This window comes from Isoptericola sp. NPDC057391 (genome assembly GCF_042668085.1).
Taxonomy (GTDB): Bacteria; Actinomycetota; Actinomycetes; order Actinomycetales; family Cellulomonadaceae; genus Isoptericola.
Genome location: NZ_JBHVBO010000333.1, coordinates 1 through 1528, shown reverse-complemented (window position 1 = coordinate 1528; position 1528 = coordinate 1). Strand labels below are relative to the sequence as shown.

The 1528-nt window shown below is 74.5% G+C and carries 3 protein-coding genes; all 3 read right to left on the bottom strand.

Annotated features, from left to right (window positions below; genetic code table 11):
• Positions 1-81: 81 nt before the first annotated feature.
• The 3 genes from ACFUVW_RS20825 to ACFUVW_RS20815 all read right to left on the bottom strand — a co-directional run bounded on the left by ACFUVW_RS20825 (position 82) and on the right by ACFUVW_RS20815 (position 1430).
• Positions 82-333: a hypothetical protein gene (locus tag ACFUVW_RS20825; protein ID WP_430573196.1), complete on the bottom strand. Its 252-nt coding sequence runs from the start codon at positions 331-333 to the stop codon at positions 82-84.
• Positions 330-563: a hypothetical protein gene (locus ACFUVW_RS20820; protein WP_430573195.1), complete on the bottom strand. Its 234-nt coding sequence runs from the start codon at positions 561-563 to the stop codon at positions 330-332. Before ACFUVW_RS20820 ends, ACFUVW_RS20825 begins: the two co-directional genes overlap by 4 nt.
• Before the next feature lie 282 nt (positions 564-845).
• Positions 846-1430: a hypothetical protein gene (locus ACFUVW_RS20815; protein ID WP_430573194.1), complete on the bottom strand. Its 585-nt coding sequence runs from the start codon at positions 1428-1430 to the stop codon at positions 846-848.
• Positions 1431-1528 lie beyond the last annotated feature (98 nt).

Genomic DNA, 1528 nt, shown 5'->3' with positions numbered 1-1528 from the left:
TCCGGGCCCGGCCCCCCCCTCCAACGGCCTCGCTCCACCCGGCCCGGCTCCAGCTCACACCGCCGCGACGACTCACTGGGGTCAGCGCCTCTCCCAGGGCATCGACACCCCCACGCCGTCGAGGTACTCCTCCGCTGCGGCGAGCGTCTGCTGCTCGACCGCATGCCGGTCCTGGAGATAGTCCCTGCCGCGCGCGATGTACGCGGCTTCCTCCTCGGCTCCGACGTCTGCGAGCCGCTGGGCCGTCCCGAGCTCGTCCTTGCAGCCGAGGTCGATCGTCGCGATGCGGAACTGCTCCTCCTGAGTCGCCCCGACGACTCCGTCCGGGATCATCCCCGCCTCGTGGCTGCTGGGCGCCGGCGCGCCGTGATCGAGCAGGACGTGATGCCGGTCGGGCCGTCGCCGAAGTCCGCGGGATCGTAGGTGAGCCCGGCCTCCTGGGCCGCGCGGTAGCAGTCCCGCGACGCCTTCGCTGGGACGGGCTCGGTACCCCACTCCGCCCCGACCTCGTCGAGGTCGGGCGCCATCAGGCTCGCGTAGCCGTTCGCCTCGGCGTCCTGCATGCGCGCCGCACAGCAGCCACGCGGCCCGTGCCAGCGCGGGTGCGGCATCGCGCATGAAAGAGGTGAACTCCTCCTCGGCCGTCACCCCGGTGCGCAGCAGACGGAACCCCGCGTCGTCGGGTGGGTCGGCCTCGGCCCGGGCCGTCATCGTCACGGTCATGTGTTGTACACGAGCGGGAGCGTCCGCAGGTTGAGTCACGACTTGGTCACGACGTCGGCGCGGCAGTCTGCGTTCGGCGCGGCAGTTCGAAATGCCGTCGCGAGCGCGAACTGCCGCGCCGATCAGTTCCGAGCGGCGGCCGCGGCCAGGTCGACGACGGCGGCGGTGACGGCGTCGAGCGCCGCCGCGGTGCGCTCCGGGTCGCCGTCGACCTCGAGCGAGTGGTCGCCGCCGTCCACCTCGAGCACACGCGCCCCGGACGCCGCGGCCAGCGCGGAGTCCCACAGCGAGTCGGCGGTGCCGCCCGCCAGCAGCGCCGGCACCCCGGAGACTCCCAGGCCGGCAGCGGCCGCGCGCACCTCCGGCGCCCGGTCGGTGGTGAGCAGCGGCGTCAGCCACGCTCCGGGCAGCCCCAGCTCGACGGCGACGGGCAGCGCCAGCGTGCCGAGCGACTTCGCCAGCACCAGCTGCGCCGCCGCCGGCGCCGCAGCCACCCCGTCCCGCAGCACGTCGGCGTACACGCGCCGCGCGACGTCGAAGTCGGGGCGCCCGTCCCACACCACGGCCCGCACCGTCCAGCCGGCCGAGCGCAACGCAGCGGCAGGCCGCGCGAGCACCGGCCCCTCCGCCGTGTAACCCACGCCGGGCAGCACGGTCAGGACCAGCCCGGCCCCACCGTCGTCCACCACCAGTCGATGACCGCTCACCGTTGCAGCCTTCCACGACTGCCGGCCCCCGCCGCCGGAAGACGAAAGAAGGCCGGGCGGGGGATCGCGCGCACGGTAGTAGAAGTCCCGAAGTGGAG

Coding starts and splice junctions, on each gene's coding strand:
- ACFUVW_RS20825 (WP_430573196.1), bottom strand. CDS start 333: ATGATCCCGGACGGAGTCGTCGGGGCGACTCAGGAGGAGCAGTTCCGC.
- ACFUVW_RS20820 (WP_430573195.1), bottom strand. CDS start 563: ATGCAGGACGCCGAGGCGAACGGCTACGCGAGCCTGATGGCGCCCGAC.